Genomic DNA, 23,159 nt, shown 5'->3' with positions numbered 1-23,159 from the left:
GGCCGCACGCCCCCGACCTCTCGAGGAGACCCTCAGATGCACGACGAAGACCACGGCCACAGCCCCGCCGCCTGGACCGGGACGATCGTCATGCTGGTCACCTCGGCGGTGGCCTGCTACGCCGCCGTCTTCGGCCCCGGCTGGCTGATGTGGGCCGGCATCGCCGGCTTCCTGCTGGGCGCGCTCGTCTGGTACGGCATGGCCAAGGCGGGCTTCGGCTCCGAAGGGCGTCACGCGAGCTCCTGACGCGCCGCCCCGGACCGTCGGGGATCCACCCCGCCGGTCCGGGCACCCGGCTCGGGCGTCTACGCTGGGGGGCGTGTCGACCGTGCTGGATGAGATCATCGAGGGAGTCCGCGAGGACCTCGCCGCCCGACGTGCGGCCCTCCCGCTGGAGGCGTTGAAGGAGCAGGCCCTGCGTGCTCCCTCCGCCCGCGACGCGGTCGCCCACCTGGCCCCGCGCGACGGGGTGCACGTCATCGCGGAGGTCAAGCGCAGCAGCCCCAGCAAGGGCGCGCTCGCGGCGATCGCCGACCCGGCGGGCCTGGCGGCGGACTACGCCGCAGGTGGGGCGAGCGTCATCAGCGTGCTGACCGAGGCCCGGCGCTTCGGCGGCTCGCTCGCGGACCTGGACGCCGTCCGGGCCCGCGTCGACGTGCCCGTGCTGCGCAAGGACTTCGTCGTGGATCCCTACCAGGTCTGGGAGGCCCGGGCGCACGGCGCCGACCTGGTGCTGCTCATCGTCGCCGCCCTCCCGCAGGAGGTCCTCGTCGGGCTGCTCGAGCGCGTCGAGTCCCTCGGCATGAACGCCCTCGTGGAGGCGCACGACGAGGCCGAGCTCGAGCGGGCCGTCGCCGCCGGCGCCCGCATCATCGGCATCAACAACCGCAACCTCAAGACGCTCGACGTCGACCGCGACACCTTCGCGCGGCTGGCCCCGGGGGTGCCCGACGGGGTGATCCGGGTGGCCGAGTCCGGGGTCCGCGGACCGCTCGACGTGATGGCCTTCGCCGAGGCCGGCGCGCACGCCGTGCTCGTGGGCGAGGCCCTGGTCACCGGCGCCTCGCCCCGCGACGCGGTCGCGCAGATGCTGGCCGCCGCGTCCCACCCCGCCGTCCACGGCGCGGGCCACCGCGGCACCGGGAGCCGGTCGTGAGCCCCGCGGTCGGCGGTCGGTTCGGCGACTTCGGCGGGCGCTACGTGCCGGAGGCCCTGGTCGCTGCGCTCGAGGAGCTCGAGGAGGCCTGGAGGGACGCCATGGGCGACCCCGACTTCACCGACGAGCTCGCCCGGCTGCACCGCGACTACACCGGGCGCCCCAGCCCCCTGACCGAGGTGCCCCGCTTCGCCGAGCACGCGGGCGGGGTGCGGGTCCTGCTCAAGCGCGAGGACCTCAACCACACCGGCTCGCACAAGATCAACAACGTGCTCGGCCAGGCGCTGCTGACCGTGCGCATGGGCAAGAAGCGGGTCATCGCCGAGACCGGCGCCGGCCAGCACGGCGTCGCCACCGCGACCGCCGCCGCGCTGCTGGGTCTCGACTGCGTCGTCTACATGGGCGAGGTCGACACGCGCCGGCAGGCGCTCAACGTCGCCCGTATGCGGCTGCTCGGCGCCGAGGTGGTGCCCGTCGCCACGGGCAGCGCCACCCTCAAGGACGCCATCAACGAGGCCATGCGCGACTGGGTGACCAACGTCGAGGACACCCACTACCTGCTCGGGACCGTCACCGGTCCCCACCCCTTCCCGAGCATGGTGCGCGAGTTCCACTCGATCATCGGCACGGAGGCGCGCGAGCAGGTCCTCGAGCGCACCGGCCGGCTCCCCGACGCGGTCTGCGCGTGCGTGGGCGGTGGCTCCAACGCCATGGGCATCTTCTCCGGCTTCCTCGACGACGAGGGCGTGGCCCTCTACGGCTTCGAGGCCGGGGGAGAGGGCATCGAGAGCGGCCGCCACGCGGCCCGCTTCTCCGGCGGCGAGCCCGGCGTCCTGCACGGCGCGGCCACCTACGTCCTGCAGGACGAGGACGGCCAGACGCGCGAGACCCACTCCGTCTCGGCCGGTCTCGACTACCCCTCCGTGGGGCCCGAGCACGCCTACCTGCACGACACCGGTCGGGCGACCTACGAGCCGGTGACCGACGCGGAGGCCATGGACGCCTTCGCCCTGCTGTGCCGCACCGAGGGCATCATCCCCGCGATCGAGAGCGCCCACGCGCTGGCCGGGGCGCTGCGCGTCGGCCGCCGCCTGGCCGAGGACGCGGGCGACGAGGTGCCCGTCGTCGTGGTCAACCTCTCCGGCCGGGGCGACAAGGACGTGGACACCGCCGCCCGGTGGTTCGGGCTCGTCGACGCCGAGGACCTGGTGGAGGCCGAGCAGCTCAAGGCCGAGGAACCCGTGTCCGAGGCGGAAGGGAGCGGCTGGTGAGCGCGCTCGAGCAGGTCTTCGCCCGCTGCCGTGAGGAAGGGCGTGCCGCGCTGGTCGCCTACCTGCCGGCCGGCTATCCCGACCTGGAGACCTCCGTCGCGGCCGTCCGGGCGGTCGCCGAGGCCGGTGCCGACGTCGTCGAGGTCGGTGTCCCCTACACCGACCCCCTCATGGACGGGCCCGTCATCGAGCAGGCCGCCTCCCAGGCGCTGGCCGCCGGCTTCCGGCTGTCGCAGGTCTTCGAGGTCGTGCGGGCGGTGGCCGAGGCCGGCGCCGTCCCCGTGGTCATGTCCTACTGGAACCCCGTCCTGCGCTACGGCCCGGACCGCTTCGCGCGCGACCTGGCCGCTGCCGGCGGGGCGGGTCTGATCACCCCCGACCTGGTCCCCGACGAGGCCGGTGCCTGGCTCGCCGCCGCCGACGCGCACGGCGTCGACCCGGTCTTCCTCGTCGCCCCGAGCTCGACCGACGAGCGGCTCCGGATGACGACGGAGCACTGCCGCGGCTTCGTCTACGTCGCCTCCACGATGGGGGTCACCGGGGCCCGCAGCGAGGTCGGCTCCAGCGCCGAGGGACTCGTGGCGCGCACCCGCGCCGTCACCGACCTGCCGCTGTGCGTCGGCCTCGGCGTCAGCACGGGGGAGCAGGCCGCCCAGGTGGCGGCCTTCGCCGACGGCGTCATCGTCGGGTCCGCCCTGGTCCGCACCGTGGGCGAGGACCCAGGTCTGGACCGGTTGCGCGAGCTGACGGCCGAGCTGGCCCGGGGGGTCGTCAACCCGGCGGCGGCTCCGCCCGCCGGCGCCGGGGCATGACGACCTCCCGCGCCGACGACCGTCCTGGCGCGGCCTCTCCCGCGCAGGACCCGTCGTCGGCGCCCCGGCGCCGGTGGGTCGACGTCGTCGGCCTGCTGGCCCGCCTCGTGCTCGGCGGCGTCCTGCTCGTCGCGGGCTGGATCAAGGTCACCGACATCACCGGGTCGATCCAGAGCGTGCTCGCCTACGAGCTCATGGGCTACGACCTCGCCCGGGTGGTCGCGATCGCGGTGCCCGTCGTCGAGGTCGCGGTCGGGCTGCTGCTCGTCCTCGGCCTGCTGACCCGTCCCGCCGCAGCAGTCGGCGGCGTCCTCATGGTGGTCTTCTCGATCGCCGTCGCCTCCGCCTGGGCCCGGGGGCTGGCCATCGACTGCGGGTGCTTCGGCACCGGGGGACCGGTCGACCCCGAGGACACCCGCTACCTCTCCGAGATCCTGCGCGACCTGGGGCTGCTGGCCCTGGCCGGATGGCTCGTCGTCCGTCCGCGCACCCTGCTCTCCCTCGACACCCTGCTCGCGAAAGGTCGATGACCCATGCCCCGTCCGCCCGCCCCCGAGGTCAAGCAGGTCCGCGCCGGAGGCCCGCCCGCGGCTCTCATCGGCGGTGTCGTCGTCCTCGTCGTGGCCCTGATCGCCGTCCTGGTCTGGGCGGCCACGCGCGGCGGGGGCCTCGACGCCGAGGGCAGTGTCAGCAGCCTGCCCGAGGGCGGCGGCGTGGTCGTCGGTCCGGGCGTCGACGCCGACGTGCCCCAGGTCCGGCTCTACGAGGACTTCCAGTGCCCCTGGTGCGGCCGTCTGGAGAGCTCGATCGGGGAGGCCCTCACGGACAGGGCCGAGGCCGGCGAGATCACCATGACCTACCAGATCATGTCCTTCCTCGACGGTTCGCTCGGCAACGACTCCTCGGTCCGTGCGGCCAACGCGGCCCTCTGCGCCGACGACGCCGGGGCCTTCGTGCCCTTCCACGCGGCCGTCTTCTCCGACATGGGCCAGGAGGGCCAGGGCTACACCGACGCGCAGATCCTCGGCTGGGCCGAGGGCGCGGGGATCTCGGGCGGCGACCTCGAGACCTTCCAGCAGTGCACGGCCGACCAGACCTACGCCGACTACGTCGAGGCGATGCAGGAGCGTGCCAACCGCGACGGGGTCACCGGGACGCCGACCCTCGTGGTCAACGGCACCACCCTCTCCAACGAGGAGATGAGCCAGCTCATGCAGGACCCCTCGTCGCTCGACGCCATCCTCGAGGCCCACTCCTGATGGGCCTCCTCGCGGCGGTGGCCCCCGCGGCCATCCCCAGCCCCGAGCGGTCGATCTGGTGGCTGGGACCGCTGCCCGTCCGCGGCTACGCCCTGGCGATCCTGCTCGGGATCCTCGTGGCCCTGTGGATGACCTCCCACCGGTCCCGAGCCCGGGGCGGGACGGGCCAGGAGATCTACGACGTCGCCGTGCCGACCATCGTGCTCGGCATCCTCGGCGGCCGGCTCTACCACGTTCTCTCCAGCCCGCGGCCCTACTTCGGCGAGGACGGCAACGTGCTCGACGCCGTGAAGATCTGGGAGGGGGGCCTGGGCATCTGGGGCGCGGTCGCGCTGGGGGCCCTGGGCGCCTGGTGGGCGACGCGCCGCCGGGGCCTGGTCTTCCTCGACCTCGCGGACGCGATGATGCCGGGCCTGCTCGTCGCCCAGGCTCTCGGTCGGTGGGGCAACTGGTTCAACAACGAGCTCTACGGCGGGCCCTCCGACGCCCCCTGGGCCGTCCAGATCCACCGGATGGGCGCCGGGGGAGAGGCGGTCCGCGACGCCGACGGCCAGGCCGTCGTCCTCGGGACCTTCCAGCCGACCTTCCTCTACGAGTCCCTGTGGTGCCTCGTCGTGGCCGTCGTGATCCTGGTGCTCGACCGGCGCCTGCGGTTCGCCCGGGGCCAGGTCCTCGCGCTCTACCTCATGGGCTACACCCTCGGCCGGTTCTTCTTCGAGATCATGCGCACCGACCCGGCCGAGCTCGTCCTCGGTCAGCGCGTCAACGTCTGGGTCGCGATCGCCGTCTTCCTGCTCGGTCTGGCGCTCTACGTCTGGCGCGGACGGGTGGGCGACCTCCCGCCCCGGGGACCCCGCCCCGAGGTCGAGGAGCCGACCCCGGCCTGAGGCGAGTCGGCCCTGACGCCACGGCAGGCATAGGGTTGGTCCCATGCGTCGAGCGAAGATCGTCTGCACCCTCGGTCCGGCGACCGACACCACCGAGCAGATCGAGGCCCTGGTCCGCGCCGGTATGGACGTGGCACGGCTGAACCTGTCCCACGGCAGCTACGAGGAGCACTACGAGCGCTACCTGCGCGTCCGCAGGGCGGGCGACCGCACCGGGCACGCCGTGGCCGTGCTCGTGGACCTCCAGGGCCCCAAGATCCGCACGGGCAACTTCGCCGACGGCCCTGTGACCCTCGTCTCCGGGGACCGCTTCACCATCACCACCCGCGACGTCCCCGGCGACCGCACCACCGTCGGCACGACCTACGACGGGCTGCCGGGAGACGTCCACCCCGGCGACGACCTGCTCATCGACGACGGCAAGGTGCTGCTGCGGGCCGTCGAGGTCACCGGCACCGACGTCATCACCGAGGTCGTCGTCGGCGGCGTCGTGTCCGACCACAAGGGCATCAACCTCCCGGGCACCCCGGTGAGCGTCCCCGCGATGTCGGACAAGGACGAGGAGGACCTCCGCTGGGCGGTCCGCTCCGGCGTCGACTTCGTGGCCCTGTCCTTCGTCCGCTCGGCCGCCGACTACGAGGACGTCCGGCGGATCATGGAGGAGGAGGGCCGCATCCTGCCGGTCATCGCCAAGATCGAGAAGCCGCAGGCGGTCGACAACCTGGAGGGCATCGTCGAGGCCTTCGACGGCATCATGGTGGCGCGCGGCGACCTGGGCGTGGAGATGCCGCTCGAGCAGGTGCCGCTGGTGCAGAAGGACGCCATCGCGTTGTGCCGCGAGAAGGCCAAGCCGGTCATCGTGGCCACCCAGGTGCTGGAGTCGATGATCGACAACCCCCGCCCGACCCGGGCCGAGGCCAGCGACTGCGCCAACGCCGTCCTCGACGGCGCCGACGCGATCATGCTGTCGGGCGAGACGTCCGTCGGCGCCTGGCCGATCCGTGCGGTCGAGACGATGGCGACGATCATCGAGAGCACCGAGGACCACGGGCTCAACCGGATCCTGCCGATCAAGACCAAGCCGAAGACACCGGGCGGGGCGGTCACCCGCGCGGCCATCACCCTCGCCGACTCCCTCGAGACGGTGAAGTTCCTCGTCACCTTCACCAAGAGCGGCGACACCACGACCCGGATGGCCCGGGTGCGCCCGTCGGTCCCGATGCTCGCCTTCACGACCGAGCAGTCGACGCGCTCGCGCCTGGCGCTCACCTGGGGCGTCGAGACCTTCTTGGTGCCCTTCGTGTGGCACACCGACCAGATGGTCATGCAGGTGGAGGACGCGCTGCTGCGCGAGGGCCGTTGCCACAAGGGCGACCTCATCGTCATCGTGGCGGGCTCCCCGCCCGGGGTGTCCGGCACCACCAACGCCCTGCGCCTGCACCGGATCGGCGACCCCGTCTACGGCGCGGCACCCGGCTACGACGACGAGCCGGTCGTCTGAGGCCGCCCGGTCCGGCCCGCCGCCGACCGGTAGGTATGCTGTCCTGTGGTCCAGCTCCGACGCCGGGGTGGTGGAACGGCAGACACGGGGCACTCAAAATGCTCTGCCCGCAAGGGCGTGCGGGTTCGAGTCCCGCTCCCGGCACGACACAGGTTGACCCGCTCCGACCATGGTCGGGGCCTCGCGAAGACAGATAGGCTTTCCACGTGACCGATGCCCAGACCCAGCCCACGGACCCCGCCGACGACGACCTGGCCACCCCGGCCGGAGCGGCCGAGGAGGAGACCGAGGGGTCGGCGTCCGACGACGGGCTGCGCATCGTGCTCGCCGAGGACGAGGCGCTGATCCGCATGGACCTCGCGGAGATGCTCACCGAGGCCGGTCACGAGATCGTCGGCCAGGCCGCCGACGGCGAGCAGGCCGTCGCGCTGGTCAAGGAGGCCGCTCCCGACCTCGTGATCATGGACATCAAGATGCCGGGCATCGACGGCATCTCGGCCGCCGAGCAGATCGGCCGCGAGGGCCTGGCCCCGGTCATCATGCTCACCGCCTTCAGCGACAAGAACCTCGTCGAGCGCGCCCGCGACGCCGGCGTCATGTCCTACGTCGTCAAGCCGTTCAGCGCCGCCGACGTGCTCCCGGCCATCGACATCGCCCGCGCCCGCTGGGCCGAGCGCAAGGCGCTCGAGGCGGAGGTCGCCGACCTGGGCGAGCGCTTCGAGACCCGCAAGCGCGTCGACCGCGCCAAGGGCCTGCTCATGACCCAGCTCAAGCTCTCCGAGCCCGACGCCTTCCGCTGGATCCAGAAGGCCGCCATGGACCGTCGCCTGTCCATGCGCGAGGTCGCGGACGCCGTCATCGCGGGGATGCCCGCGAAGAAGTAGCCGGTCGCGCCCGCCGTGGACCGCTGCGCTCAGCGGAAGGCGGCGACGAGGCTGACGAGGACCGGCGCCACCACCAGTGCCGGCAGCAGGTCGCCCACGGGGATCTGCCGCACGCCCAGCAGGCGGAAGGCGATGCCCACCAGCAGCAGCCCGCCGGTGGCCGTCAGGCCCGCGATGTGCGCCTCGGGCACCACCTCGCCCAGCGTGACGCCCAGCAGCGTCAGCGAGCCCTGCACGACGACCACGGACACGGCCGACATCAGCACGCCCACCCCGAAGGTCGAGGCGAAGGCGACGCTGGCGAAGAAGTCGAGGGCCGACTTGAGCACGAGCTGGTCGATGCCACGGCCCAGCCCGTCCGAGAGGGAGCCGAGGATCGTCAGCGGCCCCACGCAGAAGAGCAGGGAGGCGGTCAGCCAGCCCTCGATGAAACGCTCCCGCTGCTCGTGGCCGGAACCCTCCCCGCCCGGGATGTGGCGACGCTGCACCCACCCCTGCACGACGCCGGCCAGCGACTCGAGCCGGTCCTCGATGCGCAGCAGGGAGCCGACGATGCCGCCGACCAGGAGGCTGCCGAGCACGACGAGCACCGGCACACCCGACCCCACCGCGTCCCGCAGGGCGGGCGACGTCACCTCGAGCGCGGAGAGCCCCGCGACGAGCAGCGTGACCAGTCCCAGGGAGTCGGTGACGACCGCGCGCACCCGCTCGGGCAGCCGGTTGCCGGCGAGCATGCCCAGCACGGCCCCCGCCAGGACGGCGAGGACGTTGATCACGGTCCCGAGCCCGGGGAATGCGCCGTCCATGGCGGACAGCGTAGGGGCGCACGAGGTCGCCGCTGCGGCCGGGCCGGGAGAACGCTGCTGCTCAGGCCCCCGGCGGGCGGTCGCGCAGCATGCAGGTCAGGCGGGCGGTGCACACGCGCTCGCCCGCGTCGTCACGCACGACGATCTCGTAGCTGGCCACCGAGCGGCCGAGCGACAGCGGTGTGGCCGTACCCGTGACGTGCCCCTCGCGCACCGCACGGTGGTGGGTGCAGCTGAGGTCGACCCCGACCGCGATCCGGTCCGCTCCGGCGTGCACGGCGGCCGCGATCGAGCCCACCGTCTCGGCCAGCGCCGCGGAGGCGCCGCCGTGCAGGAGGCCGTAGGGCTGGGTGTTGCCGGCGACCGGCATCCGCGCCACGGTGCGCTCCGCACCCACCTCGAGCAGCTCCATACCCATGCGCTCGGTGAGGGTCCCTGCCAGCTGCTCCGGGGACATCCCCGGGATGCCCTGCGGGGGGACGGACTGGGAGGTGTCGGTCATGGGACATAGGCTGCCATGCGTGAGTCGACTGCTGCTGCTGGACGGACACTCCCTCGCCTACCGCGCGTTCTACGCCCTGCCGGTGGAGAACTTCTCCACGACGACGGGCCAGAGCACCAACGCGGTCTACGGGTTCACCTCGATGCTCATCAACGTGCTGCGCGACGAGGCGCCCACGCACGTCGCGGTGGCCTTCGACCGCTCCCGGCAGACGTTCCGGACGGAGCAGTACGCCGAGTACAAGGCGGGGCGGGCCTCGACCCCGAGCGAGTTCGTGGGGCAGGTGGACCTCGTCAAGGAGATCCTCGACGCGTTGCGGATCGTCCACGTCGAGGTCGACGGCTACGAGGCCGACGACATCATCGCCACGCTCACCTCGCAGGCCCGGGCCCAGGGGCTGGAGGTCGTGATCCTCTCCGGCGACCGCGACGCCTTCCAGCTGGTCGACGAGCGCACCACGCTCCTCTACCCCGTGCGCGGTGTCTCCGAGACCTGGCGGATGACGCCGGACAAGATCGAGGAGAAGTACGGCGTGCGCCCCGAGCGCTACAGCGACCTCGCCGCGATGGTGGGGGAGAGCTCGGACAACCTGCCGGGCGTGCCCGGGGTCGGGCCGAAGACGGCCGCCAAGTGGCTCGCCCTGCACGGCTCCCTCGAGGGCATCGTCAACGCCGCGGACCAGCTCACCGGCAAGGCCGGCCAGTCGCTGCGCGACCACCTCGACCAGGTGCTGCGCAACCGCCGCCTCAACCAGCTCGTCGCCGACGTGCCGCTCGAGGTGACGATCGACGACCTCGAGGCCCGCGGGTGGGACCGCGAGGAGGTGCACCGCGTCTTCGACGGCCTGGAGTTCCGGGTGCTGCGCGACCGGCTCTTCGCGACCCTGGAGTCCGCCGAGACCGAGGCGGAGGAGGGCATCGAGGTCGAGGGCCGGGCCCTGGCGGCCGGCGAGGTCGGCCCGTGGCTGGTGCAGCACGCCGCCGCCGGCACGCGCACGGCGATCGTCGTGCAGGCCGCGCCGCGCACCCCGATCGGGCCGGGGGAGGCGCTCGCCGTCGGTCTGGCCGGCGCCGAGCAGGCGGCCTTCGTCGAGCTCGTCGACCTGGGACCCGAGGACGAGGCCGCCCTGGCGGGCTTCCTCACCGACCCGACCCGCGAGAAGGTCCTCCACGACGCCAAGGGGCAGATCCGCTCCCTGGAGGTCCGCGGGCTGCCCGTCGAGGGCGTCGTGAGCGACACCGCGCTCGCCGCCTACCTCGTGCGCCCCGACCAGCGCTCCTACGACCTGGCCGACCTCTCGCTGCGCTACCTCAAGCGCGAGCTGCGCCTCGACGACGAGGAGCCGGAGCAGGGCCAGCTCGAGCTCAGCTTCGGGGCCGACGACGCCGCGGAGGCCGCCGCGGCCCGCTCCGCGATGGTGCACGCGCGCGCCGTGCACGACCTGTCGCTCGCCCTCGACGAGGAGCTCGCGGACGAGGAGGAGAAGACCCTCCTGCGCGACGTCGAGCTCCCGCTCGTGGGTGTGCTGCGACGCATGGAGACCGCGGGCATCGCCGTCGACCTCCCTGCCCTGCAGCGGTTGGAGGCGCAGTTCGCCGACGCCATGACCGAGGCCCAGCAGGACGCCTGGGACGCCATCGGCGACGACACGATCAACCTGGGCTCGCCCAAGCAGCTGCAGACGGTCCTCTTCGACACCCTGGCCCTGCCCAAGACGCGCAGGACCAAGACGGGCTACACGACCGACGCCGACGCCCTGGCCGGCCTCTACGCCCAGACCGAGCACCCCTTCCTCGAGGCCCTGCTGCGTCACCGCGACAAGGCGCGGCTGCGGATCACGGCCGAGGGCCTCATCAAGTCGGTGGCCGACGACGGCCGGATCCACACCACCTACCAGCAGACCATCGCCGCGACCGGCCGCCTCAGCTCGACCGAGCCCAACCTGCAGAACATCCCGATCCGCACCGAGGAGGGCCGGCGCATCCGCGAGATCTTCGTGGTGGGCCGGGACGAGCAGGGCGAGCTCGAGTCGCTGATGTCGGCCGACTACAGCCAGATCGAGATGCGCATCATGGCCCACCTGTCGGGCGACGAGGGGCTCATCGAGGCCTTCCGGACGGGCGAGGACCTGCACCGCTATGTCGGCTCCCGGGTCTTCGGCGTCCAGCCGGAGGACGTCACCCTGGAGATGCGCTCCAAGGTCAAGGCGATGAGCTACGGCCTGGCCTACGGCCTCTCGGCCTTCGGCCTGTCCAAGCAGCTGGGCATCTCCACCGGGGAGGCCAAGGGACTCATGGACGAGTACTTCGAGCGCTTCGGCGGGGTCCGTGACTACCTGCGCGACGTCGTGGCGGAGGCCCGGCGCACCGGCTTCACCGAGACCATCCTCGGCCGGCGCCGCTACCTGCCCGACCTGCTCAGCGACAACCGCCAGCGCCGCGAGATGGCCGAGCGGATGGCGCTCAACGCCCCCATCCAGGGTTCGGCGGCCGACCTCATCAAGGTCGCGATGCTGCGCACCGAGCGAGGCCTCCGCGACGCCGGGCTGCGCTCCCGCATGCTGCTGCAGGTCCACGACGAGCTCGTGCTCGAGGTGGCCCCCGGGGAGCAGGAGCAGGTGGAGCAGATCGTGCGCGCCGAGATGGGCGCCGCGGCCGACCTGCGCGTCCCGCTCGACGTGAGCGTCGGCGTGGGGCGCACCTGGCACGACGCCGCCCACTGACCGGGCCCGCGGGTGTGAGCCACGTCATACCCTCTGACCTGCGAAAAGCGGGGTTGCTTCGGGATGCAACACGTTTGCCTGGGTGCTAGATAACAATGTGAGCACAATCGCGCGCGAACGTGCGCGCGACTCTTGTCAGGGCGGCCCTCGCACTTCTAGGTTCAGGGCACACCGTGACGGCACCGTTGCCGCCACATCGACAAGAGGAGCACCATGAGCCCAACCTCTCTTCGCTCTCGAGCGTCCGTGACCGCCCGCGGGATCGCTGCACTGACCGCCGCCACTCTTGTGCTGGCCGCCTGCAGCGGTGGAGGAGATGACCCGGAGCCCAGCGCCGAGGACACCTCTGCGCCGGAGGAGTCCGCCGATGCCGGCGGCGACGCCACCGGCGAGGCCGGCGAGCGCGACCTGACCCTGGAGGTCGGCACCGTCCTGCCCCAGACCGGTTCGCTGGCCTTCCTCGGCCCGCCGGAGGAGGCGGGCGTCCTGCTCGCCGCCAAGCACATCAACGACGCCGACCTCGGGATCACCGTGAACGTGACCCTCGGTGACTCCGGCGACCCGGACAACCGTGCCTACGCCACGACCGTCCCGCAGCTGCTCAACGCCGGCGTGAACGTCATCGTCGGTGCGGCGTCCTCGGGCGTCTCCAAGCTGTTCATCGACGAGGTCGTCGCCGCCGAGCGCCTGATGATCTCGCCGGCGAACACCTCGCCCGACTTCACCACCTGGGACGACAACAACCTGTACTGGCGGACCGCCCCGTCCGACCTGCTGCAGGGCGAGGTCCTCGGCAACCTAATCGCTCAGGACGGTGTCGCCAACCTCGGCATCATCTACCTGAACGACGCCTACGGCACCGGCCTGGAGAAGGTCCTCAAGGAGACCTTCGAGGCCGCCAACGGCTCGGTCGTCGCCAGCGAGTCCTACAACGCCGGTGACACCACCTTCGACGCCCAGATCAGCTCCGTCATGGCGCAGAACCCCGACGCGATCGCCCTGATCACGTTCGAGGAGGCCAAGACGATCATCCCGGCGCTCGACTCCGCGGGCTTCGACACCTCCAAGCTGTACTTCGTCGACGGCAACATCGCCGACTACAGCGCGGACTTCGACGCGGGCCTGCTCGAGGGCTCCAAGGGCACCCAGCCCGGCCCGGACCTGGGCGACGAGTTCCGTGACGCGCTCAACGAGGTCTGGACCGCCGAGGGCAACGACGAGCTCACGGACTGGAACTACGCGGCCGAGTCCTACGACGCCGTGATCCTGGCCGCCCTGGCCGCGCTCGCCGCCAACTCGGTGGACGGCCCGGACATCGCCGCCAAGATGCAGGAGGTCTCCGGTGGCACCGGTGGCGGTGAGAAGGCGACCGACTTCGCGTCGGCCGCGCAGATCATCGTCGACGGTGGCGTCGTGGACTACGACGGCCCCTCCGGCCCGATCTCCTTCGACGAGAACGGCGACCCGACCGAGGCCACCATCGGCATCTTCGAGTACGACGGTGACAACAAGCTGGTCCGCCTCAACTGAGGTGATCCGCTGAGTCGCTGATCCAGCCGCAAGCAGCAAGGCCCCCGGGACCCTGTCCCGGGGGCCTTCTGCATGCCCGGGAACGTGCTCCCGGATGGGACGGCCCCGGGCACGCAGCCGGATCTCGGGCGAACGCGCAACGGCGGGTATGCGGTGCGTCTCGCGGGTCCGGGGTCCCCGGGCGGTCCGCGTCACCTGCTCGACACCGGCTACGCGTCACACGCCAGTGCTCGAGCACGGGCAGATGTCGCAGATCGAACGTCCTGCGGTGGGCCCGGACAAGGATGCGCCGCCCAGGCGTCGTCGCCGACGCTGCACGGGCGGCGGGAGCGTGTCTCGGAGGAGGCCACGGATCCGTGGTCCCGGACCAGTGCGGGCATGACGAGGGCCCTGGAACCGTGCGGTTCCAGGGCCCTCGTGCGTCAGGCGGCTGCGCGCCCCGGTGTCGGGTCCAGGTCAGTCCTGGCCGAGCGTGCCGAGGTAGAGGCCGATGACCTTGTCGTCGTTGAGCAGCTCGCGGCCGGTGCCCGTGTGGGCGTCACGGCCCTGGTCGAGCACGTAGGCGCGGTCGCAGATCTGCAGGCAACGACGGGCGTTCTGCTCCACCATGATGACCGTCACGCCCGCCTTGTTGATGTCGGAGACGCGGATGAAGGCGTCGTCCTGACGGGCGGGGGAGAGGCCGGCCGAGGGCTCGTCGAGGAGCAGGACGTCAGGACGCATCATCAGCGCCCGAGACATCGCCACCATCTGCCGCTCTCCACCACTGAGGGAACCCGCCAGCTGGTTCATGCGGTCCTTCAGGGGCGGGAAGATGCCGGTGACGAACTCCAGGCCGTCCTTGACCGTCTGCGGACGCTGGTAGGCGCCCATCTCCAGGTTCTCCCGGATGGTCAGGGCGGGGAAGACGTTCTCGGTCTGGGGAACCAGGCCGACACCCTTGGCCACGAGCTTGTTGGCCTTGAGGTTGGTGATGTCCTCGCCCCGCAGGGTGATCGAGCCGGCGCGCACCGTGACCAGGCCGAAGATCGACTTGAGCAGGGTCGACTTGCCGGCACCGTTCGGGCCGATGATGCCGATGAGCTCACCCTCGTAGGCCACCAGGTTGGTGTCCGTGAGGATGTCGATCCCCGGCAGGTAGCCGGCGGTGACGTTCGTGGCCTTGACGACGACGTCGTCGCGGGCGGGGCCGGGCGCGCCGGCCGTGTCGAGAGCGGTGTCGGTGCTCATGAGATGCGCCTGCCTTCCTCGTCGTAGCGGCCGGTGATGACACCGATGTCGGCATCGAGGTGGCTGCCCAGGTAGGCGTCCACCACGGCGGGGTCCTGCATGACCTCGCGCGGCGGGCCCTCGGCCACGATGCGGCCCTCGGCCATCACGACGACCCAGTCCGCGATGTGGCGGACCATGTGCATGTCGTGCTCGACGAAGAGGACGGTCATGCCCTCCTTCTTGAGGTTGATGACGTGGTCCAGCAGCGACTGGACCAGCGCCGGGTTGACGCCCGCCATGGGCTCGTCCAGCAGGACGAACTCCGGGTCGGTCATGAGCGCGCGCGCCATCTCGAGGAGCTTGCGCTGACCGCCGGACAGGGCGGCGGAGAAGTCCGCGCGCTTGTCGTAGAGCTTGAACTTCTTCAGCAGCTCCAGCGCACGGACCTCGATCTCCTTCTCCTGGGAGCGCCAGAGGAAGGGGAAGACGCTGGCGAGGAAACGCTCACCCTTCTGACCGGTGGCCCCGAGCTTCATGCTCTCGAGCACCGTGAGGCGCTGCAGGACCTTGGTCAGCTGGAAGGTGCGCACCTGACCCCGGCGGGCGGCCTTCCAGGCGGGGATGCCTGCCAGCGAGCGGCCGTTGAAGGACCACTCGCCGGTGTCCGGCTGGTCGAAGCCGGAGAGCAGGTTGAACAGCGTCGTCTTGCCGGCACCGTTGGGACCGATCAGCGCCGTGATGGCGTTGCGCGGGATCTCCAGGTGCTCGACGTCGACGGCCTTGATGCCGCCGAACGAGCGGGAGATGTTGTCCGCGACGAGGATCGGGTCCTTCTTGGGCACACCGGGCGCGGCCGGGCCGGTCGCCAGGTCGTAGTCGTGGTGGACGTCGACGGTCGGCTCGACCTCGAGCGTCTCCACGACCTCGCCCTGCTCGTCGAGCACCGGGTCGCCGAAGTCACCGGTGTGGTCCACGACCTCGGCCTCGCCCTCGGGCTCGGTCCACGGCTCGTCGGCCGGGGTGCTGGTCTGGTCGTTACTTGACAAAGGTCATCTCCTTCTTGTTCCCGAGGAGGCCTTGCGGTCGGAAGGCGACCAGCAGCATCAGGGCGACACCCACGACGACGAACCGCAGGTTGCCGGCGGCGGTCGCGCTGATGGGCAGGTAGCCGGCGTTGGCGGCGGCCGGGAGGACGCCCGCCAGGAAGGCCATGAGCACCCAGTAGAGGATCGCCCCGAGGACCGGACCGAAGATCGTCGCGGCACCACCCAGGAGGAGGGCGGTCCAGACGAAGAACGTCAGGCTCGGCAGGTAGTACTGCGGGATGACCGCCGAGGGGAGGGCGATCACGACACCGCCGAGGGCGCCGAGGACACCGCCGATGATCAGGGCCTGCATCTTGTAGAGGAAGACGTTCTTGCCGAGCGAGCGCACGGCGTCCTCGTCCTCGCGGATGCCCTTGAGCACGCGGCCCCAGGGGCTGCGCATGAGCAGCCAGACGATCAGCACGGCCAGGGCGACCAGCAGCAGGCCGAAGAGGCGCGCCCACCAGCCCTGGTCGGTGTAGGTCCACGGGCCGATGCCGTAGGTGCCGGCCGGCAGCGGGTTGGCCGCACGGAAGGACTCGTGGTAGCCACCCAGGCCGTCCGCCGAGTTGGTGTACTCGTCGAACAGCTGCGTCTGGAGCAGCAGTCGGACGATCTCCGCGGCGGCGATGGTCACGATCGCCAGGTAGTCCGCCCGCAGGCGGAGCGTCGGGATGCCGAGGATGACGGCGAAGATGATCGCGCCGACGATGCTCACGCCGATGGCGGCCCACCAGGGGAAGCCGAACGAGAGGATCGAGATGGCGTAGCCGTAGGCCCCGATCGCCATGAAACCGGCCATACCGAAGTTGAGCAGGCCCGCGTAGCCGAAGTGAACGGCGAGGCCGATGGCGGCGAGCATGAACCCGATCGTCTCTGCCGACAGGATGAAGCTCGCGGTGTTGTTGAGGATCTGTCCCCAGTCCATCGCAGTGCCTCCCTTATCCGATTCGTGCCCGTCGGCCCAGGAGACCCTGGGGCCGGACGAGGAGGATGATGATGAGGACGCCGAGGGCTCCGACGTACTTGATGTCGGAGGGGATCCACAGGGTGGACACCTCGACCAGGACGCCGATGATCAGCGCGCCGACGAGGGCGCCGAAGGCGGTCCCCAGGCCGCCCAGGACGACCGCGGCGAAGATCAGCAGCAGGATCTGGACACCCATGTCCCACTTGATGCCGGGCCGGAAGTAGGCCCAGAGGATGCCCGACAGGCCGGCCAGGGCGCTGCCGGCGACCCAGACGATGCGGGTCACGGCGTCGACGTCGATACCGCTGGCGGCCGCCAGGGACCGGTTGTCCGAGACCGCGCGCGTGGCCTTGCCGGTGCGGGTCTTCAGCAGCCAGTAGGCGACGCCGAGCAGCACGACGAGGCTGACGGCCATGCTGATCATGTCGATCGTGCTCAGCTTGATCGGGCCGAGGATCTGGTGCTTGGGGCCACCGGCACCCGGCAGCTGCAGGGTGCCACCGCCGATGAAGAACTGGAAGACGTAGCGGCCGGCGAGCGACAGACCGATGGTGAGGATCATCAGCTGGACCAGACCGGTCCCGCGTCGCCGCAGGGGCCGCCAGATCGAGGCGTCGACCGCCCATCCCAGCGCTCCGCTGAGGATGACCGAGATGATGATCGCCAGCCAGATGGGCCAGTCGAGGAAGACACCGAAGACCAGGGCCATGACGGCGCCGAAGGTCACCATCTCCGCGTGGGCGAAGTTGGTCAGCCCGGTGGTGCCGAAGATCAGCGAGAGGCCGATCGCGGCGAGGGCGAGCTGCAGACCGAAGTTGAGGCCGTTCGTCAGCCGCTCCACGAACTGGTCGAAGAAGGACGTGGTCTCACGCACGCCCTCGCCCAGGAAGAAGTTGGCGGGCTGGAAGAACTGCGAGCCGTAGTTCACGGTCAGCGGGTTGTCACCGCTGACGATGATGCCTTCCGGCAGGCTCTCCTCGTCGATCAGGACCTCGTAGGGGTCGGTGGTCGGAACACCGATCCGGGCCTGGCCACGGTCGTTGGTGAGGGCTTCGGCCTCGTAGCCGCCTCCGCTCACGACGACCCGGGCGCCCGGGACGGGTTCGTTGTCGTTCTTGACGTTGACGGTGATGGCCTGGTCGTGCTCCTCGACGTTGACCTGGGATTGGTCGTCGGGGGACGCGGCCTGCGCAACGACAGGGGCGAACACCTGGAAGGCGAACAACGTCGCCAGCAGGAGACCGAGCTTTTGCACGGTGCTCCTGCCGCGATGGCGTTCCCGGTGTGGGGTGGTGGGCGGCACTGCTCCTCCAGCCTGGGGTCACGGGCAAGACTCCACGCACCCTCAGCGGTGCGTGGCTGGGGTGGAGCATAGGGGAACACCGTCCCGATCGATACACCCCGGTCTGTGCCGTATCCGGATCGTGACCTTCCGCAACCGGGGCGGTACGTCAAGCAGGCCCGTCTACCGCGGCTCGCACACCAGGATCGCCGTGCCGGGCACCAGCTCGCCCCGCAGCCGGCTCCAGCCACCCCAGACGTGGTCGCTCCCGGCGGGCCACTCCGGTTCGACGAGATCGACGAGGGAGAGCCCGGCGCCGGTGACCGCGCGCACCAGGTCACCCAGCGTGCGGTGGTGCTCGCTGTAGGTCACGGTGCCGTCCGAGGTCTCCTCGACGTAGGGGCGGCGGTCGAAGTAGGAGTGCGTGACGACGAGGCCCTCCTCGCCGGGGACGTCGGGCAGGGTCCAGCGCACGGGGTGCGGCAGCGAGAACGCGATCCTTCCGCCCGGGCGCAGCACGCGGGCCCACTCCTGCAGGGCCCCCTCGGCGTCCGGGACGAAGGCCAGCACGCCGTGCGCGGTGACGACCCGGTCGAAGCTGTCGGTGGCGAAGGGCAGCCGCGCGCCGTCGCACTGCACGTAGGCGGGGACAGCCCCCTCGCGGCGGGTGTCGATGCGGCGAGCCACCCGCAACATCCCGCCCGAGAGGTCGGTGGCCACGACGCGCGCGCCCTGGCCCGCGCACCACCGGCCGCCCTGGGCCGCGCCGGCGCCGACCTCGAGGACGTCGAGGCCGCGCAGGTCGCCCAGCACGTGCAGGTCGTCCTCGGTCCAGCCCTCCGGCCCCCAGACGAGCGCGTCGTCGCCGAGGAAGCCGCCGTGCTCGTCGTAGTAGTCGTCGGCCTCAGCGTCCCACCAGGAGCGGCCGGCGCGCACCGAGTCCCCGTGGCCCACGGGGCGGCGGCTGACCCGGTCGGGCGACGGGGGAGGGGTGGGCAGCAGGCTCATCCCGTCAGTCTCGCAGGGGCGGCTTTGACCCGGGGGACCTGCCTCGATAGGGTGGTAAGGCGCGTCGCGTGCGCTCACGCGTGCCTACGGTCACCGCCCGGACATCCGGACGACCTCGGGGACGTCTCGTGCGCGGCTCCCGCTGCACCATCGTCCATCTTCATCATGTCCACAATCGGAGTCCCTACTACATGACTGCCACCACGGCCGACAAGGCCATCTCCCAGATCGCTGTCAACGACATCGGGTCTGAGGAGGAGCTGCTCGCTGCGATCGACGCGACGATCAAGAACTTCAACGACGGCGACATCGTCGAGGGGGTCATCGTCAAGGTCGACCGCGACGAGGTCCTGCTCGACATCGGCTACAAGACCGAGGGTGTCATCCCCTCGCGCGAGCTGGCCATCAAGCACGACGTCGACCCGTCCGAGGTCGTCTCGGTCGGCGACGAGGTCGAGGCCCTGGTCCTCCAGAAGGAGGACAAGGAAGGCCGCCTGATCCTGTCCAAGAAGCGTGCGCAGTACGAGCGTGCCTGGGGCTCCATCGAGCGCATCAAGGAGGAGGATGGCGTCGTCACCGGCACCGTCATCGAGGTCGTCAAGGGTGGCCTCATCCTCGACATCGGCCTGCGCGGCTTCCTGCCCGCGTCCCTCGTCGAGATGCGCCGCGTCCGCGACCTGCAGCCCTACGTCGGCAAGCAGATCGAGGCCAAGATCATCGAGCTGGACAAGAACCGCAACAACGTGGTCCTGTCCCGCCGCGCCTGGCTCGAGCAGACCCAGTCCGAGGTCCGCACGACCTTCCTCAAGGAGCTGCAGAAGGGCCAGGTCCGCTCCGGTGTGGTCAGCAGCATCGTCAACTTCGGTGCGTTCGTCGACCTGGGTGGCGGCGTGGACGGTCTGGTCCACGTCTCCGAGCTGTCCTGGAAGCACATCGACCACCCGGGCGAGGTCGTCGAGGTGGGCGACGAGGTCACCGTCGAGGTGCTCGACGTCGACATGGACCGCGAGCGCGTCTCGCTGTCGCTGAAGGCCACCCTCGAGGACCCGTGGCAGACCTTCGCGCGCACCCACGCCATCGGCCAGGTCGTGCCCGGCAAGGTCACCAAGCTCGTCCCGTTCGGTGCGTTCGTGCGCGTCGAGGACGGCATCGAGGGCCTGGTCCACATCTCCGAGCTGGCCGAGCGCCACGTGGAGCTGCCGGAGCAGATCGTCACCGTCGGTGCCGAGGTCTTCGTCAAGGTCATCGACATCGACCTGGAGCGTCGCCGCATCTCGCTGTCCCTCAAGCAGGCCAACGAGGCCGTCGCGGCCGAGTTCGACCCGACCCTCTACGGCATGGCCGCGGAGTACGACGAGCAGGGCAACTACAAGTACCCCGAGGGCTTCGACCCCGAGACCAACGAGTGGCTCGAGGGCTACGAGGCCCAGCGCGAGAAGTGGGAGAAGGAGTACGCCGACGCCCACGCCCGCTGGGAGGCCCACAAGGCCCAGGTCGAGGCTGCTGCCACCGCCGACGCCGAGGCCGGCGTCGAGGTCGCCCCGGCCGCCGCGTCCTACTCCTCGGAGTCGGACGACGAGGCCGCCGGCACCCTGGCTTCCGACGAGGCGCTGGCCGCGCTGCGTGAGAAGCTGACCGGCAACTGACGCACCCGGGCGCCTCGCGCGTCCGGCCGCACCTGGAGCCCGACCCCGTCCGCGGGGTCGGGCTCCTCGCGTCTCCAGGGGTATGCAGCGGCGCCGGCCGGTCGGGGTACGGTGCCCGGATGGCCCTCACCCTCGACGACGCCCGAGGCCGCGCGCGCATCGTGCGCGACGTGTCCTACGACCTCTTCCTCGACCTGAGGGAGGAGGACACCTTCCTCGCCCGGAGCACGGTCCGCTTCGCGGCGGAGCCCGGGAGCGGGACCTTCCTCGACCTCCAGCACGCCTCCGAGGTGCGCGTGGAGCTCAACGGCCGCCAGCTGCCGGAGGAGGTGCACGCGGGGGACCGCGTCGCGCTCCCGGGCCTCGAGGCCGACAACCTCGCCGTCGTCGAGGCCCGCCTGCCCTACGTCACCGACGGCGACGGCATGAACCGCTTCGTCGATCCGGCGGACGGCGCGGTCTACCTCGGCTGCTACGGCGGCATGGACGTCGCACGGCGGGTCTTCGCCTGCTTCGACCAGCCCGACCTCAAGGCGCCCTTCACCCTGACCGTGGCCGCTCCCGAGGGCGCGGTCGTGATCTCCAACGGCCGGTGCGACGAGCCGGACGCCGAGGGCACCTGGAGCTTCCCGGCCACGCCGCCCGTCGCGACCTACCTCGTCGCGGTCTGCGTCGGCCCGTTCGCCTCCCGCACCTGGGAGTCGGGGGGCCAGCGGTTCGGCTGGCACTGCCGCGCCTCGCTCGCGGCCGACCTCGACCGTGACCTGCCGCAGCTGCGGCTGGTCACCGAGGCCGCCTTCGCCTACTACGCGGAGCGCTTCACCGAGCCCTACGCCTTCTCCGACTACGACCAGGTCTTCGTCCCGGGGCACAACTGGGGTGCCATGGAGACGCCGGGCGTGGTGACCTTCCGTGACGAGCTGCTGCCGCCCGGGGTGACCGACCCCGCCCTGGCCCGCCGTCGCGCGATGACGATCGCGCACGAGATGGCCCACATGTGGTTCGGCGATCTCGTGACCTTCCGCTGGTGGGAGGACACCTGGCTCAACGAGTCCTTCGCCGACTACATGGGCTTCCTGGTCGGCGGTGTCGCGCTGCCGGGGGAGAACGCGCTGGCGGAGTTCGACATCTCCCGCAAGGCCGGCGGCTACGCGGCCGACGCCCGTCCCACCTCGCACCCGGTCGCCCCGCTGCCGGAGGACGTGCCGGACGTGGACGCGGCGTTCAAGAACTTCGACCCCATCTCCTACGCCAAGGGCAACTCGTGCCTGCGCCAACTGGCCTTCTGGCTGGGGGAGGAGACCTTCTTCCGCGGCGTCGACCGTCACCTCTCGCGCCACCGCTTCGGGACCGCGACGCTGGAGGACCTCGTCGGCGCCCTCCAGGAGGAGACCGACCGCGACGTCACCGGCTGGGCCGAGGCATGGCTGCGCACCACCGGCCACGACACGCTCCGGGTCGTGCGCTGCGAGGGCCCCGACGGTGGCACCGTGCTGCGCCGCGAGGGCAGCCGGCCCCACCGCGTCCGGGTCACGGGCTACGACCGGTCCGGCTCCGACGGGCTGGACCGGGCCTGGGAGGAGGTCGTCGACCTCGCGGACGCCGACGTCCCGCTCCCGGACGCCGAGCTCGTGGTGCCGAACAGCACAGGTGACACCTTCGCCCGCGTGGACCTCGACGAGCGGTCCCGGACGGCGGTCGCCGACCTGCTGCGGGCCGTCCCCGACGAGCACCCCCGCATCCTGCTGTGGGCGACCCTCCTCGACGAGGCGGCCCGCGCCCTGCTCCCCGCCGACGAGCTGGTCGCGCTCGTCGAGCAGCACCTGCCGGGGGAGCGGGCCACCGTCGTGCTCGAGCACGTCCTCACCCGGTCCGCCGGCCTCGTGAGGGGGCGCGCGCTCCCGGCCGAGGTGCCCGTCCTGCTCGAGCGGCTCAGCCAGGTCGCCCTCCACCTCCTCCACCGGGCCGACACCCCGGATCCCGTGGTCCAGACGGCCGTCTCCGTCGTCGTCTCGAGCACGACCGACCCCGGGCTGCTGCGGGCCTGGCTCCGGGAGGGCGGCCCACGCGGCGCGCTGACCCCGACGCAGCGCTGGGACGCCCTGGTGCGCCTCTCGACGCTCGGGGAGGACACCGCCCCGCTCGTCGAGACCGAGCTCGCCGCCGACTCCTCCAGCAGCGCCCGCCTCGCCGCCCTGTCGGCCGCAGCCGCGGTGCCGGACGTCGCGGCCAAGGCGGACGCGCTCGACCGGCTCGTCGCCGAGGGCACCTCCAACCGCGAGATCGTCGCGCTGGCGCGCGGGCTCTGGTCGGCCGAGCAGCGTGACCTCGTCGACCCGTTGGTCCCGACGTTCCTGGAGCAGGCCCCGGCCGTCGCGCGTCGCGGCCAGGCCCTCGGCCTCGTCGTCGGGCGGGCCACCCCCGGGTTCCGCTGGCGCGCGGAGCACCTGGCGGCCCTCGAGGCGGTCCTCGACGCCGGCGACCTGCCGCCCGTCCTGGCGCGCACCTGGGCCGACGTCCTGCACGACCAGCGGCAGGCGGACGGGACGGCCGGCTGAGCGAGGACCGGCCGGCCCGGGCGGGGCAGCGCGGACGGGAAGGGTCTGTCGGTGCCAGGCGTTAGCGT

The 23,159-nt window shown here is 71.6% G+C and carries 20 protein-coding genes and 1 tRNA gene; 14 read left to right on the top strand and 7 right to left on the bottom strand.

Going from position 1 to position 23,159, the window contains the following annotated elements:
* Positions 1–36 precede the first annotated feature (36 nt).
* From FB476_RS09450 to FB476_RS09405, 10 genes are all read left to right on the top strand, one after another.
* Positions 37–246 (top strand): HGxxPAAW family protein, encoded by a 210-nt coding sequence (locus FB476_RS09450; protein ID WP_141818539.1) that lies wholly within the window; start codon positions 37–39, stop codon positions 244–246.
* 73 nt (positions 247–319) lie between these two features.
* Positions 320–1,156, top strand: coding sequence for an indole-3-glycerol phosphate synthase TrpC (trpC, locus tag FB476_RS09445; protein WP_141818538.1), 837 nt, complete (start codon positions 320–322; stop codon positions 1,154–1,156).
* Positions 1,153–2,427 (top strand): tryptophan synthase subunit beta, encoded by a 1,275-nt coding sequence (gene trpB, locus FB476_RS09440; RefSeq protein WP_141818537.1) that lies wholly within the window; start codon positions 1,153–1,155, stop codon positions 2,425–2,427. Before trpC ends, trpB begins: the two co-directional genes overlap by 4 nt.
* On the top strand, positions 2,424–3,239 hold the full coding sequence (gene trpA / locus FB476_RS09435) for a tryptophan synthase subunit alpha (RefSeq protein WP_141818536.1): 816 nt from the start codon (positions 2,424–2,426) through the stop codon (positions 3,237–3,239). The genes trpB and trpA overlap by 4 nt, the downstream gene beginning before the upstream one ends.
* Positions 3,236–3,769, top strand: a complete 534-nt coding sequence (locus FB476_RS09430) for a MauE/DoxX family redox-associated membrane protein (RefSeq protein ID WP_141818535.1) — start codon at positions 3,236–3,238, stop codon at positions 3,767–3,769. Before trpA ends, FB476_RS09430 begins: the two co-directional genes overlap by 4 nt.
* A 3-nt stretch (positions 3,770–3,772) precedes the next feature.
* On the top strand, positions 3,773–4,498 hold the full coding sequence (locus tag FB476_RS09425) for a DsbA family protein (RefSeq protein WP_141818534.1): 726 nt from the start codon (positions 3,773–3,775) through the stop codon (positions 4,496–4,498).
* The gene (gene lgt, locus FB476_RS09420; protein WP_141818533.1) at positions 4,498–5,385 is read left to right on the top strand and encodes a prolipoprotein diacylglyceryl transferase; all 888 of its coding nucleotides are present in this window, start codon (positions 4,498–4,500) and stop codon (positions 5,383–5,385) included. Before FB476_RS09425 ends, lgt begins: the two co-directional genes overlap by 1 nt.
* Before the next feature lie 43 nt (positions 5,386–5,428).
* Positions 5,429–6,886: a pyruvate kinase gene (gene pyk, locus FB476_RS09415; protein ID WP_141818532.1), complete on the top strand. Its 1,458-nt coding sequence runs from the start codon at positions 5,429–5,431 to the stop codon at positions 6,884–6,886.
* A 61-nt stretch (positions 6,887–6,947) separates the two neighbouring features.
* A tRNA-Leu gene (locus tag FB476_RS09410) sits at positions 6,948–7,030 on the top strand.
* Between the two features lie 62 nt (positions 7,031–7,092).
* Positions 7,093–7,770, top strand: a complete 678-nt coding sequence (locus tag FB476_RS09405; RefSeq protein WP_141818531.1) for an ANTAR domain-containing response regulator — start codon at positions 7,093–7,095, stop codon at positions 7,768–7,770.
* A gap of 29 nt (positions 7,771–7,799) precedes the next feature.
* On the opposite strand, the gene FB476_RS09400 is transcribed toward FB476_RS09405, so the two are convergent.
* The gene (locus FB476_RS09400) at positions 7,800–8,576 is read right to left on the bottom strand and encodes a DUF554 domain-containing protein (RefSeq protein ID WP_141818530.1); all 777 of its coding nucleotides are present in this window, start codon (positions 8,574–8,576) and stop codon (positions 7,800–7,802) included.
* A gap of 61 nt (positions 8,577–8,637) precedes the next feature.
* Entirely contained in the window at positions 8,638–9,078 is a 441-nt protein-coding gene (locus FB476_RS09395) for a PaaI family thioesterase (RefSeq protein WP_141818529.1), read from the bottom strand.
* Between the two features lie 19 nt (positions 9,079–9,097).
* Here FB476_RS09395 and polA point away from each other — a divergent pair, with 19 nt between their 5' ends.
* Together polA and FB476_RS09385 are read left to right on the top strand one after the other, a co-directional pair.
* The gene (polA, locus tag FB476_RS09390; protein WP_141818528.1) at positions 9,098–11,800 is read left to right on the top strand and encodes a DNA polymerase I; all 2,703 of its coding nucleotides are present in this window, start codon (positions 9,098–9,100) and stop codon (positions 11,798–11,800) included.
* Positions 11,801–12,046: 246 nt separating this feature from the next.
* On the top strand, positions 12,047–13,330 hold the full coding sequence (locus FB476_RS09385) for an ABC transporter substrate-binding protein (protein WP_337678346.1): 1,284 nt from the start codon (positions 12,047–12,049) through the stop codon (positions 13,328–13,330).
* Between the two features lie 456 nt (positions 13,331–13,786).
* Here FB476_RS09385 and FB476_RS09380 read toward each other — a convergent pair whose 3' ends face one another.
* The 5 genes from FB476_RS09380 to FB476_RS09360 all read right to left on the bottom strand — a co-directional run bounded on the left by FB476_RS09380 (position 13,787) and on the right by FB476_RS09360 (position 18,887).
* Positions 13,787–14,560: an ABC transporter ATP-binding protein gene (locus FB476_RS09380; RefSeq protein ID WP_141818526.1), complete on the bottom strand. Its 774-nt coding sequence runs from the start codon at positions 14,558–14,560 to the stop codon at positions 13,787–13,789.
* Positions 14,557–15,411, bottom strand: a complete 855-nt coding sequence (locus tag FB476_RS09375) for an ABC transporter ATP-binding protein (protein WP_238329754.1) — start codon at positions 15,409–15,411, stop codon at positions 14,557–14,559. The genes FB476_RS09380 and FB476_RS09375 overlap by 4 nt, the downstream gene beginning before the upstream one ends.
* Before the next feature lie 166 nt (positions 15,412–15,577).
* Positions 15,578–16,555, bottom strand: coding sequence for a branched-chain amino acid ABC transporter permease (locus FB476_RS09370; RefSeq protein ID WP_141818524.1), 978 nt, complete (start codon positions 16,553–16,555; stop codon positions 15,578–15,580).
* Between the two features lie 13 nt (positions 16,556–16,568).
* Positions 16,569–17,852: a branched-chain amino acid ABC transporter permease gene (locus tag FB476_RS09365; RefSeq protein WP_141818523.1), complete on the bottom strand. Its 1,284-nt coding sequence runs from the start codon at positions 17,850–17,852 to the stop codon at positions 16,569–16,571.
* A gap of 210 nt (positions 17,853–18,062) precedes the next feature.
* Positions 18,063–18,887: a class I SAM-dependent methyltransferase gene (locus tag FB476_RS09360; RefSeq protein ID WP_141818522.1), complete on the bottom strand. Its 825-nt coding sequence runs from the start codon at positions 18,885–18,887 to the stop codon at positions 18,063–18,065.
* A 191-nt stretch (positions 18,888–19,078) separates the two neighbouring features.
* Here FB476_RS09360 and rpsA point away from each other — a divergent pair, with 191 nt between their 5' ends.
* Positions 19,079–20,533, top strand: coding sequence for a 30S ribosomal protein S1 (gene rpsA / locus FB476_RS09355; protein ID WP_141818521.1), 1,455 nt, complete (start codon positions 19,079–19,081; stop codon positions 20,531–20,533).
* Positions 20,534–20,652: 119 nt separating this feature from the next.
* Positions 20,653–23,091, top strand: a complete 2,439-nt coding sequence (pepN, locus tag FB476_RS09350; RefSeq protein WP_141818520.1) for an aminopeptidase N — start codon at positions 20,653–20,655, stop codon at positions 23,089–23,091.
* The last annotated feature ends 68 nt before the right edge of the window (positions 23,092–23,159 follow it).

Source organism: Ornithinimicrobium humiphilum, from assembly GCF_006716885.1.
In the GTDB taxonomy this organism is placed as follows: Bacteria; Actinomycetota; Actinomycetes; order Actinomycetales; family Dermatophilaceae; genus Ornithinicoccus; species Ornithinicoccus humiphilus.
The sequence above is the reverse complement of the archived record's forward strand: the minus strand, read 5'-3'. Positions and strand labels throughout refer to the sequence as shown.